A 14,428-nucleotide genomic window follows, 5' to 3' on the forward strand; every position below is an offset into this window, starting at 1 on the left:
CCCGACCCCCGCGCCGTGGCAGACTGGCGAGGTTGTCCCCGATTACGTACGTAGGAGCTAATCCGTGAGCATCGACAAGCCCGAGGTCGAGTTCCCCGAAGGCCCCGTCCCCAGCGATCTGGAGATCCAGGACCTGTGGGAGGGCAACGGGCCCGAGGCGAAGGCAGGGGACACCGTCTCCGTGCACTACGTCGGGGTCTCCTTCTCGACCGGTGAGGAGTTCGACGCCAGTTGGAACCGCGGCAAGCCGCTCCAGTTCCAGCTCGGGGCCGGGCAGGTCATCGCCGGCTGGGACCGCGGGGTCCAGGGCATGAAGGTCGGAGGCCGGCGCCGGCTGACCATCCCGCCGCACCTCGCGTACGGCGAGCAGGGCGCGGGCGGCGGCCGGATCAAGCCCAACGAGTCGCTGATCTTCGTCTGCGACTTGATCGCGGTCTGAGCGACCGCTGTATCGGTCCGGGACCGACCGTAAGTGTCCGGGTCCGACTGATCGCTTCCGATGCCGCGGTCCCTTTGTGACCGCGGCCGCGAGGGTCCCGCTTCGGCGGGGCCCTCGGCTTTTCCCGGCCTCCCGCGGGCGGTACGGTCGGGAGTCTGTCGCAGGCGGTCCGCGGGGCGGGGCGGAGACCGCCACCTTCGACCGGGACCCCTCCGAGTCGGCAGCGGGCCGCGTACGTAACCACAGCACGAGAGCGTGAGAGAGGCACCCAGGACCCATGGCGATCGCCAAGGCCGAGCGGCTGATGAACCTCGCGCTGTGCCTTCTCGGCGCCAGCCGCGCGCTCACCAAAAGGGAGCTCCGCGACTCCATCGAGGCGTACCTGGAAGCGTTCGGCCCCTCCGGGCGCCTCCCCGGCCAGCGCGCGGAGGCCGGCGGCGACGACTCCTTCAACCGGATGTTCGAGCGGGACAAGGACGACCTCCGCGAACTCGGTCTCGTCATCGAGACGTCGGAGACGGACGAGGGGGAGACGGGGTACCTCGCGCACCGTGACAGCAACCGCCTCCCGCCCGTCGCGCTCGACGCGGAGGAGGCGGCGGCGCTCGGACTCGCGGCGCGCGTCTGGCAGCAGGCCAGGCTCGCCGGCGCGGCGAGCGGCGCGCTCCAGAAGCTGCACGCCGCCGGCGGTATGCCGGCGCCCGCGGACGGTGCGAGTGGCCGCGGAGCTGCGCAGCGGCAGCCGTACAGCTCGCTGGAGCCGCACATCCCCGCACGCGAGACCGCGTTCGAGCCGCTGATGCTCGCCTGCCGGGACCGTCGTGCCGTCGCCTTCGAGTACCGCAAGTCCAACGCGGCCCGCCCCGAGCGCCGGCTGGTCGAGCCCTGGAAGCTGGAGTGCTGGCGGGGCCAGTGGTACCTCGCCGGCTTCGACAGGGACCGCGGAGAGCAGCGCGTCTTCCGCCTCTCGCGGATCACCTCCGCCGTCCGGTCGCGCGCCGGCGCCTTCACCGCGCCGGTGCCCGAGCAGGTCAGCGTCCGCGGCACGGTGGAGCACTGGGCAGGGGAGAGTGCGACGGGGAGCGCGCGGATCAGGCTGCGGCGCGGCTGCGGCTACCCGCTCCGCGCCCGGGCCACCGTCCAGCGCCGACTAGACGACGAGTGGGACGAGTTGGAGCTGCCGTACGGGCACGGCATGGACGCCTGGCTCGTCGAGTTCGGCCCGGACGTCGTCGTCCTCGGCCCCGACGAGCTGCGCGCCGAGGTCGTCGACCGGCTCCGCGCCGTGGCGAAGGACTAGGAGGAGCGGACATGGCCACCAACGCCATCGACCGGACCCGGCGGATGCTCTCCCTCGTCACCTATCTCCGTGACCGGCCCGGCGCCGCCGTCGAGGAGGTCGCGCGCGCGTTCGGCATCACGGCGGACGAGCTCATCTCCGACCTCAACGTCCTGCCGATGTGCGGCACCAGCTTCCGCGGCGGGGACCTCCTGGAGATCGAGTCCGACGGTGAGCACATCTGGTGGCGCAACGCCGACGCGCTCGGCGCCGACACCGCGCAACCGCTACGCCTCGCGGCCGACGAGGCGACGGCCCTGCTCGTCGCCGCGCGCGCCGTGGCGAACCTGCCGGGGCTGCGCGAGAGCGACCGGGAGGCGCTCCGGCGTGCGACCGCGAAGCTGGAAGCCGCGGCGGGGGAGAGCGCAGGCGCGAGCTCCCGGCTCTCGGTCACCTTCGAGTCGGAGGGCGGCGTCTTCGCCGACCTCGACCGGGCGATCGCCGAGCGCCGACGGGTCTGGCTGCGCTACTACTCGCCGGCGCGCGACCGGTTGACCGAGCGCGAGGTCGACCCCGTCCGCCTCTTCACCGTCGGGCGCACCTATCTGGAGGCGTGGTGCCGGCTCTCCGAGGACCGGCGCACCTTCCGCCTCGATCGCGTCGCGGAGATACGGCTCCTCGACGAGGCTGCGGAACCACCGCGCGTCGAGCCGCGCGATCTGAGCGCCGGGCTCGTCCAGCCGGCCGCCGACGACCCGGAGGTCGTCGTGGAGGTCGGCCCCGGCGGGCGCTGGGTCGCCGAGTACTACCCGCACGACAGCGCCGAGGAGCTGCCCGACGGCGGGCTCCGCATCACGCTGCGGACCCCCGATCCGGCCTCGCTCCGCCGGCTCGGCCTCCGGCTCGGCGCCGACGGGCGCATCCTCTCGCCGCCCGAGCTCGCGGAGAGCGCGCGTGCGGCGTCGCGCGAGGCTCTCGCGGCATACGGCGAGTGAGCAGACGCCGGGGGCGCGGCCGGCGGGTTCGCCGAGCGGCTTCGTTAGGCTGCGGGCATGCTCTGGCCCATGTTCTTCCTCACGTTTGCCTTCTGCGGTATCGCGGTCCTCGGTGTCCTCGCCGTCCGCGTCGGGCTGGAGGTGCGCCGCTTCTCGAAGGCGGTCGGGGACGGCGCCGAGCGGATCGCCGTCGCGGCCGAGGAGTTGGAGCGGTCGGCGGAGCCTCTCGCCGCCCGCACCGGCCAGGCACGCGGGCAGGGCCCGACACGGCGGTAGCCCCGCTGCGTCACCCGTCGAGGGGGCGGCTCCGCCGGGGCAGCGGCCGAGCTGCCGGCGGCCGTCGCGTGCGCCAGGCGGAGGACGCATGGGGATTGCCTTGCGTTCAGACCCCGGGGGTACGATCTCTCGGAGCACGAAAAGCTGACGCACCCGTCCGAATCACTCGGCAGGCACGGACACACGCCTCCCCGGCGAGAAGGTAGTGGCACATGATTGGCAACTTGAAGCCCATGGAGATCGTTCTGATCCTCGTTGTCATCCTGCTGCTGTTCGGCGCCAAGAAGCTCCCCGACATGGCGCGTTCACTCGGCAAGTCGGCGCGGATTCTCAAGAGCGAGGCCAAGCAGATGAAGAAGGAGGGCGGCAGCAGCAGCGGCGGCAGCGCGGAGGAGAGCGAGCCGGCGCAGAACAGCGAGACGCAGGCCGCTCCCCGGACCATTCAGGCCGCCCCCGGCGACGTCACCAGCGCCCGCCCCGTCAACGAGACGCAGCAGCAGAAGAACTGATCCAGGCCCGTTCCGACACTTCGACACCGAGGACGTGGGGTGCTCAAGTCCGCCCGGAAACAGGGCAGTAGCCAGCGCAAGGACCCCGAGGGACGCATGCCCCTCGCCGACCACCTGCGGGAGCTGCGCAACCGGCTTCTGAAGTCCGTGCTGGCCGTGCTCGTCGTCACCATCGTAGCGATGGTCTTCTACCAGCAGATCGCCGACTTCCTCATGGGCCCGGTCCGGGACGCCGTCGGTTGCACCGAGGGCTTCGGCGAGGCCGCGAAGGACGGCGAGACCTGCGCCGAGATCACCATCAACGGCCTGATCGCCCCCTTCACCATCATGCTGAAGGTGGCGCTCACCACCGGTGTCGTCGCCGCCTCGCCGGTCTGGCTCTACCAGCTCTGGGGCTTCCTCGCGCCCGGTCTGCACAAGAGCGAGAAGAAGTACGCGCGTTCCTTCGTCGCCGCGGGTGTCCCGCTCTTCGTGGGCGGCGCCTGCCTCGCCTACATCCTGCTCCCCGCCGCCGCGCGCACGCTGCTCGACTTCAGCCCCGAGGGCACGGGCAACCTCATCCCGCTCGACGACTTCCTCGACATCGTCACGCGGCTGGTGATCGTCTTCGGTCTCGCTTTCGAACTCCCGCTGCTGCTCGTGATGTTGAACTTCGGCGGCATCCTCACGGGCAAGCGGCTGCTCGGCTGGTGGCGCGTGATGGTCCTCTGCATCACGATCTTCTCGGCCGTCGCCACCCCGACCGGCGACCCGCTCACCATGCTGGCGCTGGCGGCACCGATCGTCGTGCTCTACTTCGCCGCTGTCGGCATCTGCTTCTTCAACGACAGGCGCCGTGCGCACAACGACCCGTACGCCGGCCTCGACGACGACGAGGCATCGAGCCTCGACCACCGCCCCGAATCGATCGGCACCGACACCGTGCCCCCGCCGCGCCGACTCAGCGAGGACGAGCAGAGCGGCGAGCAGGGAAGGCGGCGCCGCGACGACGGCAACGACAGCGGAACCGGCGGTTACGACGACGCCACCTGACCCGCTAACCTCCGCTCGTGACCAGCGACGTCTCCCTCTTCGTCAACCCGGTGGCCGGCCGCGGCCGCGGCGCGCAAGGTGCCAGGGCCGCGGCCGAGGCGCTCCGCGCAGCGGGTTTCTCCGTCCGCATGCTCGTCGGCACCGACGCCGATGACGCGCTCAGCCTCGCCCACAAGGCCGTCGACGAGGGCACGGGCGCACTGATCGCCGTCGGCGGCGACGGCATGGCGTCGCTCGCCTTGCAGGCCGTCGCCTGCACGGGGACGCCGCTGGGCATGGTCGCCGTCGGCACGGGGAACGACTTCGCGCGGGCCACCGGGCTCCCGGTGCTCGACCCCGCCGCAGCCGGCAGGGTCGTCGCCGAGGCACTCAAGGAGGACCGCACCCGGCCGCTCGACCTGGGGCGTGTCGGAGACCGCTGGTTCGGCTCGGTGCTCGCCTCGGGACTCGACTCCAGGGTCAACGACCGCGGCAACCGCATGCGTTGGCCCAAGGGCAAGCTCCGCTACGACCTCGCCGTCCTCGCCGAGGTGGCGGCGCTCCGCGCCTTCGACTACCGGTTGACGCTCGACGGGGGCGCGCCCATGGAGCTCCGCGCGACCCTCGTGGCGGTGGGCAACGGTCCGTCGTACGGGGGCGGGATGCGGATATGCGCGGCGGCGTCGATGGAGGACGGCCTCTTCGACGTCGCCGTCGTCGGCGCGTGCAGCCGTACGGCACTCCTCCGGGCCTTCCCGCGCATCTACCGCGGGACTCATCTCGACCATCCCCTCGTCACCCTCCACCGCGCACGCAGTGTCACGTTGGAGGCGCCCGGAGTGACCGGGTACGCGGACGGGGAACCACTCGGTCCGCTTCCCCTGAGAGCGGAGTCGTATCCGGCCGCCGTACGCCTGTTGACCAGCGTTTCCTGAGTACGTCCCGGCTCATGGCCCGGTAAAGATCGTGAGCTATCCGGGCCATGACCGGTAGGGTCGTAGGCACGATGACCGACGACCTCTCCCCAGCAGAGCGTTACGCCGCCGCGCGCAGGCGGGCGGCGGAGCAGGCCACCGCTCTCGCTCCTTTCCAGGACCTGTACGACTTCGACCTCGACGGCTTCCAGATCGAGGCCTGCCAGTCCCTCGAGGCCGGCTCCGGGGTGCTCGTCGCCGCGCCGACCGGCTCGGGCAAGACCATCGTCGGCGAGTTCGCCGTCCACCTGGCGCTCTCCCAGGGGCGCAAGTGCTTCTACACGACGCCGATCAAGGCGCTCTCCAACCAGAAGTACGGCGACCTCGTGAAACGGTACGGCGCGCAGAAGGTCGGTCTGCTCACCGGGGACAACAGCGTCAACTCCGATGCCCCGATCGTCGTGATGACGACCGAGGTGCTGCGGAACATGCTCTACGCGGGCTCGCAGTCGCTCGTCGGCCTCGGGTACGTCGTGATGGACGAGGTGCACTACCTCTCCGACCGCTTCCGGGGCGCGGTGTGGGAGGAAGTGATCATCCACCTCCCCGAGTCGGTCACGCTCGTCTCGCTCTCCGCGACCGTCTCCAACGCCGAGGAGTTCGGCGACTGGCTCGACACCGTCCGCGGTGACACAAAGGTGATCGTTTCCGAGCACCGGCCGGTCCCGCTGTGGCAGCACGTGCTCGCGGGGCGGCGGATGTACGACCTCTTCGAGGAGAAGGGGGAGAAGAAGGAGGTCAACCCCGACCTGGTGCGCATGGCGCGGATGGAGAACACCCGCCCCACCAGCGTCAGGGACCGGCGTCGCGGCGGCCGCCCCAAGCGCGAGGCCGACCGGGAGCGGGAGCGGCGGCAGCGTGCACGGATCTGGACGCCCAGCCGCCCGGAAGTGATCGACAGGCTCGACGCCGAGGGCCTCCTCCCGGCGATCACCTTCATCTTCAGCCGCGCCGGCTGCGAGGCGGCCGTCCAGCAGTGCCTCGCCGCAGGACTGCGGCTCAACGACAACGCCGGGCGTGCCCGTGTCCGCCAGATCGTCGAGGAGCGCACGGCCGACATCCCCGACGCCGACCTCCACGTCCTCGGCTACTTCGAGTGGCTGGAGGGGCTGGAGCGCGGCATAGCCGCACACCACGCGGGGATGCTCCCCACCTTCAAGGAGGTCGTCGAGGAGCTCTTCGTCCGCGGTCTCGTGAAGGCGGTCTTCGCCACGGAGACGCTCGCGCTCGGCATCAACATGCCTGCGCGCTCCGTGGTGTTGGAGAAGCTCGTCAAGTGGAACGGCGAGCAGCACGCCGACATCACGCCCGGCGAGTACACGCAGCTTACGGGGCGTGCGGGGCGCCGGGGCATCGACATCGAGGGGCACGCGGTGGTGCTCTGGCAGCGCGGAATGGATCCGGGGGTCGTGGCCGGGCTCGCGGGAGCGCGCACCTATCCGCTGCGCTCCTCGTTCAAGCCGTCGTACAACATGGCGGTGAACCTCGTCGGCCAGTTCGGGCGCCACCGCTCGCGCGAGCTGCTGGAGACGTCGTTCGCGCAGTTCCAGGCGGACCGCTCGGTGGTCGGGATCTCGCGCCAGATCCAGCGCAACGAGGAGGGGCTGGAGGGCTATCGCACGTCGATGACGTGCCACCTCGGTGACTTCGGGGAATACGCGGCGCTGCGCCGCCGGCTCAAGGACCGCGAGACGGAGCTGGCGAAGCAGGGCACGGCACAGCGCAGGGCGCAGGCAGCCGCGTCGCTTGAGAAGCTGAAGCCGGGCGACGTCATCCACGTCCCCACGGGGAAGTTCGCCGGGCTCGCGCTCGTCCTCGATCCGGGTACCGGCGGCTCGCAGCAGGGCCCTGGGCACCGGCGCAGGGCGGGCGGCCACGACGACCACCCGGAGGGCCCGCGTCCGCTCGTCCTCACCGCGCAACGGCAGGTGAAGCGGCTCGCGTTGATCGACTTCCCGGCCGCCGTCGAGCCGTTCGAGCGGATGCGCATCCCGCGCTCGTTCAACCCGCGCAGCCCGCAGTCCCGGCGCGACCTCGCCTCCGCCCTGCGCACCAAGGCAGGCCACTACGCGCCCCCGCGCCACCGGCGCCGTCGCTCGGAGGCCGCCGAGGACGAGGAGATCGCACGTCTGCGCCGGGAGATCCGCCAGCACCCCTGCCACGGCTGCGAGGAGCGCGAGGACCACGCACGGTGGGCGGAGCGCTACCACCGACTGAAGCGGGACACCCGGCAGTTGGAGCGACGCGTGGAGGGGCGCACCAACACGATCGCGCGCACCTTCGACCGCGTCTACGCCCTCCTCTCCGACCTCGACTACCTCGAAGGCGACCACGTCACCGACGACGGCAAGGTCCTCGCCCGCCTCTACGGCGAGCTCGACCTCCTCGCCTCCGAGTGCCTGCGCGAGGGCGTCTGGGAGGGGCTTCCGCCCTCGGAGCTCGCCGCGTGCATCTCGGCGCTCGTCTTCGAGGCGCGCAGCGGCGACGACACGATGCCGCCCAAGCTGCCGGGCGGCAGGGCCCGTTCGGCGCTGGGCGAGATGGTCCGGATCTGGGGACGCCTCGACGCGCTGGAGGAGGAGCACCGCATCAACGCCACGGAGGGCGTGGGCCAGCGCGAGCCGGACCTCGGCTTCGCCTGGCCCGCCTACCGCTGGGCCGAGGGCCACGGCCTCGACGAGGTGCTGCGCGAGGCGGAGATGCCGGCGGGCGACTTCGTCCGCTGGTGCAAGCAGGTCCTCGACGTCCTGGGGCAGATCGCCGTCGCCGCCCCGGAGGGCGGGACGGTGCGCACCAACGCGCGCAAGGCGATGGACGCGATGAAGCGCGGGGTCGTGGCGTACACGAGCGTCGGCTGAACCCGCGCGGTGTCGGCGTGCGGTGCCGTCGCGGCACTCCACGGCTGCGACCGCACCGCCGGCCGCGCGGGGCCGGTGCGCCGCAACCCGGTCACCGTGCCCCGCGACACCCGCTCTAGCGGCCGGCCGGAGCGCTGACGGTCCCGCCGCTCTCCTGCTCCGCCTCGACCTGCGCGTTCCACTCCCGCTTCGCCGCCTGCCAGCCGTCCTCGTCGGAGCCGAGGCGCCAGTACCCGGAGACGGAGAGCCGCTCCCTCGGCACCTGGCGCTCGACGCGCAGGTACCGTCGGAGCTCCTTGACGAAGCCGGCCTCCCCGTGCACGAAAGCCTGCAAGTCGCCCTGCGGCCAGTCGAGTTCGCGCACCGCCCGGGTGAGCAGCGAGCCGACCCGTGCCCCGTTCCGATGCAGCCACACGACCTCGGCGCCTTCGGGCACCGCCAGCTTCTGCTCCTCCTCGGGCCCTGCCACCTCTACGAGGACGGTGGCCCGTGCGCCCTCGGGCATCTCTTCGAGTGACGCGGCGATCGCAGGCAGGGCGCTCTCGTCACCGGCGAGGAGGTGCCAGTCGGCCTCGGGGGAGGGGCGGTAGGCGCCGCCGGGGCCGGCGAGGACCAGCTCGTCGCCGGGTCGGGCGGCCTCGGCCCAGGGGCCGGCGATCCCCTCGTCGCCGTGGACCACGAAGTCGATGGCGAGCTCGCGCAGTCGGGGGTCCCAGGAGCGCACGGTGTACGTCCGTGTGAGCGGCCACTCGTGCCGGGGGAGTTCGGCGCGTGCCTGGGCCAGGTCGAAGGGCTGCGGGTAGGTGACCTCGGGCCTGGGGAAGACGAGCTTGACGTAGTGGTCGGTGAACTCCCCGGCGGCGAAGGCGGAGAGGCCGTCGCCGCCGAGGACCACCCGCACCATGTGCGGGGAGAGCTGCTCCTTGTGCAGTACCGTCGCGCGGTGCTGCTGCGGCTGCTTGCGGGCGGGACGATCGGGCACGTGGGCCTCCAGCGACTGCGGCGACGGTCAACTTAGGTATACCTAACCGTACCTGTAGTGGCCGTTGTGCCGCGCACGGAGGTGGCGTGCTCCGCACGGTTCCCCGTCACGGCCGCCGTGCGGCCCTTACCGTCCGGCGTTCTCCCCGAGCGCCGAGAGGAGGCGCTCCAACGAACCGCCCAGGCCCCAGTGTTCGGCGAGCGCAGCGAGCGCCTCGGGGCGGCGCGGTGCGCCGGGCACCGTCGCGTCGTGCGCGGGCAGGTCGATGTCCCTCGCGACCCTGACCACGTCGGGCGCGACGTCGAGATAGCCGCTCGCCTCGTGGAGCCTGCGGCGCTGCGCCGGGGTGAGTGCCGAGGCGGGGTCGTCGACGGCGGCACGGATCGCGCCCAGGTCGCCGTAGGTCTCCAGCAGTCTCGCCGCCGTCTTCTCGCCGACGCCTCGCACGCCGGGGAGGCCGTCGCTCGGATCACCGCGCAGCAGCGCGAGATCGGCGTAACTCCGCCCGTCCACGCCGTACTTGGCGCGCAGCGCCGCCTCGTCGTAGACGTCCAGGTTGCCCACGCCCTTCACGGGGTAGAGGACGCGGACGCCGCGGGCGTCGTCGACGAGCTGGAAGAGGTCGCGGTCGCCCGTGACGACGTCGACCGGTCCCGTGGCGCGTGCCGAGAGCGTGCCGATGACGTCGTCGGCCTCGTATCCGGCTGCGCCGATCCGCGCGACGCCGAGCGCGTCGAGCACCTCCTCGATCACGGGTACCTGGGGAGCGAGGGTGTCCGGCGTCTCCTCGACGTCGACGCCGCCGGGTCCCGCGTCCGGCTCGGCGACCCGGTGGGCCTTGTAGCTCGGGAGCAGCTCGACTCTCCACCGGGGGCGCCAGTCGGCGTCCATGCAGGCGACGAGGGCGTCCGGGCGGTGGTCGCGGAGGAGCCTGGCGAGGAAGTCGAGGAGGCCGCGCACGGCGTTGACGGGGGCGCCGTCGGGGCTGCGCACGCTCTCGGGGACGCCGAAGTAGGCCCGGAAGTAGAGCGAGGCCGTGTCGAGGAGCATCAGCTTCGGCAACGATGCGGTGTCGGTTGTGTTGGTCGTCACGCGCCCGATGATGCCCGACGGAGGGAGGGGCGGTCCCCGAGCGGCCTCTGAGCAGGAATTCTGTGCATAGTGCATTCAAGTGCGTAAAGATTGGGTCACGTCTTGTTTGGAGCGGTGGGCTCCGAGCAGGCGCGGCCTGGTGCGCCTCTGATGTAAGGTGCGTAGTTCTGGTATGCGCCTTTTACTGTTGAAGTGTGCTGTTTCTCCCCTGAGGGGGTGCCGGGTTTTTCTGTCGTCTGACCCAAGAGGTGAATGTGTCTAGGCTCAAAGCCGAGCACTTGTACAAGGTCTTCGGACGAAGGCCAGAAGAAGCGGTGTCCCGGCTCCAGCAGGGGGTGGATCGCGAGGAGCTGCGCGGCGAGGGCACCACCGCGGCCGTCGTCGACGCTTCCTTCGAGGTCGAAGAGGGCCACATCTTCGTGGTGATGGGCCTGTCAGGCTCCGGCAAGTCCACGCTGCTCCGGATGCTCAACGGGCTGCTGCAGCCCACCTCGGGCCGCGTGCTCTTCGACGGGCAGGAGGTCACCTCGCTCCCTCCGAAGGAGCTGCGCGAGGTCCGCTCGAAGCAGATCAGCATGGTCTTCCAGCACTTCGCGCTCTTCCCGCACCGCAGCGTGCTGGAGAACGCCGCCTACGGGCTCGAGGTCCAGGGCGTCCCGCGCGAGGAGCGGCAGGAGCGTGCGCTGGAGGCGCTCGAGCTGGCCGGGCTGAAGGGCTGGGAGAAGTCCTGGCCCGACGAGCTCTCCGGCGGTATGCAGCAGCGCGTAGGCCTGGCTCGTGCGCTCGCGACCGACGCCGAGCTGATGCTCATGGACGAGTCGTTCAGCGCGCTCGACCCGCTGATCCGCCGCGACATGCAGGACCAACTGCTCGAACTGCAGAAGACGTTGAAGAAGACGATCGTCTTCATCACCCACGACCTCAACGAGGCCATGCGCCTCGGTGACCGGATCGCGGTGATGCGCGACGGCCGCATCGTCCAGACCGGGACGGCCGAGGACATCCTCGTGCGCCCCGCCAACGACTACGTGGCCTCCTTCATTCAGGATGTCGATCGCTCCCGGGTGCTCACCGCGGGTTCGATCATGGAGGGCCGCCGGGACGGTACCTCGGTCGACGGCGCGGGGAGTGCCCACGTCACGGCCGAGACCCCCCTCGCCGACCTCTTCAACCCGCTCGCCAGCGACGACGCCGAGATGGTCGTAACCGACGAGAACGGCACCCCGGTCGGCGTCGTCGACCGCGAGCGGCTGCTCAGCGCGCTCGCCGAAGAGCCGCAGGTCGCGCAGGGCTCCAGCGAGCCGCGCGACGGAGAACAGGAGGACGGGACAGAGGTGAAGGCAGGTGCCTGACTTCCACCCCGGAGAGTGGGTCGAGAGCGCGGTCGACTGGCTGCAGGGGCATCTCGCCTGGCTCTTCGACTTCATCAACTCGGTTCTCACCGGTCTGTACGACGGTGTCAACGCCGTGCTCGGCGGAGGCGAACCGCTGCTGATGGCCGGCATCTTCGCCGTGATCGCGTTCTGGCTGAGGGGGCTGCTGGGAGCAGTCGCCACTTTCCTCGGATTCGCTCTGATCGACTCGTTCGGTCTGTGGAGCGACGCGATGTCGACGCTGTCGCTGGTCATCGCCGCAGCGGTGATAACCATCGTGATCGCCGTACCGCTCGGTATCTGGGCAGCCCGGAACAAGGCCGTCAGCGGAGTCCTCCGTCCGGTCCTCGATGTGATGCAGACGATGCCTGCGTTCGTCTACCTGATCCCGGGCGTCATGTTCTTCTCGATCGGTACGACGCCCGGTCTGATCGCCACGATCATCTTCGCGATGCCGCCCGGCGTCCGCATGACCGAGCTCGGCGTGCGGCAGGTCGACGGCGAGCTCGTCGAGGCGGCCGAGGCGTTCGGCACCAGCCCGCGGGAGACCCTCACCAGGGTCCAGTTCCCGCTGGCGCTCCCGACGATCATGGCCGGTATCAACCAGGTCATCATGCTCGCGCTCTCGATGGTCGTCATCGCCGGCATGTCCGGTGCCTCCGGCCTCGGTGAGCGGGTCTACGCGGCGGTGACGCAGGTCCAGGTGGGTCTCGGCGTCGAGTCCGGCATCGCCGTCGTCATTCTCGCGATGTACCTCGACCGCATGACGGGCGCGCTCAACCAGCGCGTCTCGCCGCTCGGCCGGCGTGCTGCGGCCAAGGCCGCCGCTGCCATGGGCAGCCTGCGCTTCGTCAGGTACAAGCCGGGCACCGCCGTCGCACTCAGCGGCGTCGTGGTCCTGGCGCTCGTCGCCGGCGGGATCAACATCGCCGGCAGCGGGGACGACGACACCGCAGGCGGCGGCTCGTCCAACGTCGGCAAGGGCCAGAAGGTCAGCATGGGGTACATCCCGTGGGACGAGGGCATCGCCACCACGTACCTCTGGAAGGAGCTGCTGGAGCAGCGCGGCTACAAGCCCGACGTCAAGCAGCTCGACGCCGGCCCGCTGTACTCCGGCATCGCGCAGGGCGACGTCGATTTCCAGACGGACGCCTGGCTGCCGACCACCCACGAGCAGTACTGGAGCAAGTACAAGTCCAAAATGGAGGACCTGGGCGCTTGGTACGGCCCCACGTCGCTCGAGCTGGCGACCCCCAAGTACGTCAAGGGCATCGACTCCCTTGAGGACTTGAAGGGTCAGGGCAAGAAGTTCAACGGCAAGATCATCGGCATCGAGTCCAGCGCGGGCGAGATGAAGATCCTCAAGGACAAGGTGCTCCCCGAGTACGGCCTCGAGGGCGAGTACGACGTGGTCTCGTCGAGCACCTCCTCGATGCTCGCCGAGCTGAAGCGCTCGTACCAGAAGAAGGAGCCCGTCGTCGTCACGCTCTGGTCGCCGCACTGGGCGTACAACGAGTACGACCTGACGAAGCTGGACGACCCGGAGGGTGCCTTCGGCGAGGGAGAGAAGCTCCACACCGTCTCCCGCAAGGGCTTCTCCGAGGAGAACCCGACGGTCGCCTCCTGGCTCTCCAACTTCAAGATGACGGAAGATGAGCTGACGTCGCTGGAGAACGAGATCCAGAACGCGCCCAAGGGGCAGGAGCAGGAAGGCGTCAAGACCTGGCTGAAGGACAACCCGGACTTCGCCGACAAGGCGGCTCCGGTCCCCGGCGGTGACGTCAAGAAGGGCAAGGACGCGGGGAAGCCCGTCAACATGGGATTCTTCCCGTGGGACGAGGCGATCGCGACGACGTACCTCTGGGAGAACGTCCTGGAGGACCGCGGCTACAAGCCGAACGTCAAGCAGCTCGACCCCGGTCCGCTCTACACCTCGCTCGCCCAGGGCAAGATGGACTTCCAGATGGACGGCTGGCTACCGACCACGCACGAGCAGTACTGGAAGAAGTACGGCTCGAAGATGTCGGATCTGGGTGCCTGGTACGACGAGACCTCCCTGGAGCTGTCGACCCCCGAGTACGTCAAGGGGATCAACTCGATGGAGGACCTCAAGGGCAAGGGCGATCTCTTCGACAACAAGATCACCGGCATCGAGTCGAGCGCCGGCGAGATGAAGATCCTCAAGGATGTGCTCAAGGAGTACGGCCTCGACAAGGAGTACAAGGTCGTCTCTTCCAGCACCTCCTCGATGATCGCCGAGGTCGAGCGCTCGGTGAAGCAGAAGAAGCCCGTCCTGGCGACGACTTGGTCTCCGCACTGGGTCTACAACAAGTACCCGCTGAAGAAGATCGAGGACCCGAAGGGCGCGTGGGGCGAGGGCGACTCGATCCGCGTGACCGCCAAGAAGGACTTCAAGAAGGACTTCCCCGAGCTGCACGGCTGGCTGAAGGACTTCAAGATGTCCGAGGACGACCTCAACTCCCTTGAAGCCGAGATCCAGAACGGCGCCAAGGGCGAGGAGAAGAAGTCGGTCCGCAAGTGGATGGACGAGCGACCCGGGCTCGTCGACAAGCTTGCACCGGTGAAGTGACGCCGCTGAACTGCTAGTTCGCGGTTTCCACCCGCGAGTGCCGCCGCCGG

The 14,428-nt window shown here is 70.2% G+C and carries 12 protein-coding genes; 10 read left to right on the forward strand and 2 right to left on the reverse strand.

Annotated elements, in window-relative coordinates:
- The first annotated feature begins 64 nt into the window (after positions 1-64).
- The 8 genes from UWG_RS0101125 to UWG_RS0101160 all read left to right on the forward strand — a co-directional run bounded on the left by UWG_RS0101125 (position 65) and on the right by UWG_RS0101160 (position 8,341).
- A complete protein-coding gene (locus tag UWG_RS0101125) occupies positions 65-439 on the forward strand; it encodes an FKBP-type peptidyl-prolyl cis-trans isomerase (protein WP_016905365.1) in 375 nt (124 codons plus the stop codon).
- 277 nt (positions 440-716) lie between these two features.
- Entirely contained in the window at positions 717-1,739 is a 1,023-nt protein-coding gene (locus UWG_RS0101130) for a helix-turn-helix transcriptional regulator (RefSeq protein WP_016905366.1), read from the forward strand.
- Positions 1,740-1,750: 11 nt separating this feature from the next.
- On the forward strand, positions 1,751-2,713 hold the full coding sequence (locus UWG_RS0101135; protein ID WP_016905367.1) for a helix-turn-helix transcriptional regulator: 963 nt from the start codon (positions 1,751-1,753) through the stop codon (positions 2,711-2,713).
- 57 nt (positions 2,714-2,770) lie between these two features.
- Complete coding sequence (locus tag UWG_RS0101140; RefSeq protein ID WP_016905368.1) at positions 2,771-2,989, forward strand: hypothetical protein; 219 nt, start codon at positions 2,771-2,773, stop codon at positions 2,987-2,989.
- Between the two features lie 212 nt (positions 2,990-3,201).
- The gene (gene tatA / locus UWG_RS0101145; protein ID WP_029391064.1) at positions 3,202-3,498 is read left to right on the forward strand and encodes a Sec-independent protein translocase subunit TatA; all 297 of its coding nucleotides are present in this window, start codon (positions 3,202-3,204) and stop codon (positions 3,496-3,498) included.
- A 39-nt stretch (positions 3,499-3,537) separates the two neighbouring features.
- Positions 3,538-4,530 carry a twin-arginine translocase subunit TatC gene (gene tatC, locus UWG_RS0101150; protein WP_016905370.1) on the forward strand — a complete coding sequence of 331 codons (993 nt, stop codon included), beginning with the start codon at positions 3,538-3,540 and terminating at the stop codon, positions 4,528-4,530.
- A 17-nt stretch (positions 4,531-4,547) separates the two neighbouring features.
- Entirely contained in the window at positions 4,548-5,444 is an 897-nt protein-coding gene (locus tag UWG_RS0101155; protein ID WP_016905371.1) for a diacylglycerol kinase, read from the forward strand.
- A gap of 71 nt (positions 5,445-5,515) precedes the next feature.
- The gene (locus UWG_RS0101160) at positions 5,516-8,341 is read left to right on the forward strand and encodes a DEAD/DEAH box helicase (RefSeq protein ID WP_016905372.1); all 2,826 of its coding nucleotides are present in this window, start codon (positions 5,516-5,518) and stop codon (positions 8,339-8,341) included.
- Positions 8,342-8,456: 115 nt separating this feature from the next.
- Here UWG_RS0101160 and UWG_RS0101165 read toward each other — a convergent pair whose 3' ends face one another.
- On the reverse strand, positions 8,457-9,323 hold the full coding sequence (locus UWG_RS0101165; RefSeq protein WP_016905373.1) for a siderophore-interacting protein: 867 nt from the start codon (positions 9,321-9,323) through the stop codon (positions 8,457-8,459).
- Positions 9,324-9,449: 126 nt separating this feature from the next.
- Positions 9,450-10,373: a 5'-3' exonuclease gene (locus UWG_RS0101170; protein WP_016905374.1), complete on the reverse strand. Its 924-nt coding sequence runs from the start codon at positions 10,371-10,373 to the stop codon at positions 9,450-9,452.
- 296 nt (positions 10,374-10,669) lie between these two features.
- Here UWG_RS0101170 and UWG_RS0101175 point away from each other — a divergent pair, with 296 nt between their 5' ends.
- Both UWG_RS0101175 and UWG_RS0101180 read left to right on the forward strand, forming a co-directional pair.
- Complete coding sequence (locus UWG_RS0101175; protein ID WP_193386394.1) at positions 10,670-11,767, forward strand: quaternary amine ABC transporter ATP-binding protein; 1,098 nt, start codon at positions 10,670-10,672, stop codon at positions 11,765-11,767.
- Complete coding sequence (locus UWG_RS0101180) at positions 11,760-14,378, forward strand: ABC transporter permease/substrate binding protein (RefSeq protein ID WP_016905376.1); 2,619 nt, start codon at positions 11,760-11,762, stop codon at positions 14,376-14,378. Before UWG_RS0101175 ends, UWG_RS0101180 begins: the two co-directional genes overlap by 8 nt.
- Positions 14,379-14,428 lie beyond the last annotated feature (50 nt).

Source organism: Streptomyces xiaopingdaonensis, from assembly GCF_000262345.1.
Lineage (GTDB): Bacteria > Actinomycetota > Actinomycetes > Streptomycetales > Streptomycetaceae > Streptomyces > Streptomyces xiaopingdaonensis.